Genomic DNA, 265 nt, shown 5'->3' on the forward strand with positions numbered 1-265 from the left:
GCCCAGAAACGCGTTGATAGCCGGGCCAGTGTCAGCGGTTTTACCCAGTTCGCCCTTAGCCAGGGTGCCGAGGAAGCTGCGGAAATCGGTGACCGAGGTCTCGCTGAAGTGCTTCAGGATTGCCGTGCTTTGGTCTGCAGTGATGTTAGCGGATGCAGGCGTGGCGACTGCCGAAAGGCTCGCGGCGAACAAGGTGGCAGCCACCAGTTTTTTCAGTGGAAAATGCATGGTTGAAGGCATTCCTTTGCAGGTAGTGAGTAGGAGG

General features: G+C 57.4%; 1 protein-coding gene. It reads right to left on the minus strand.

What is annotated here, in order from left to right; translation table 11 throughout:
- Positions 1-228: hypothetical protein (locus AAEY72_RS15255; RefSeq protein WP_352311429.1), on the minus strand; the 228-nt coding region annotated here is incomplete at its 3' end.
- Positions 229-265: the final 37 nt, after the last annotated feature.

The sequence above is a fragment of the Psychrobacter sp. W2-37-MNA-CIBAN-0211 genome, assembly GCF_040309405.1.
In the GTDB taxonomy this organism is placed as follows: domain Bacteria; phylum Pseudomonadota; class Gammaproteobacteria; order Pseudomonadales; family Moraxellaceae; genus Psychrobacter; species Psychrobacter glaciei.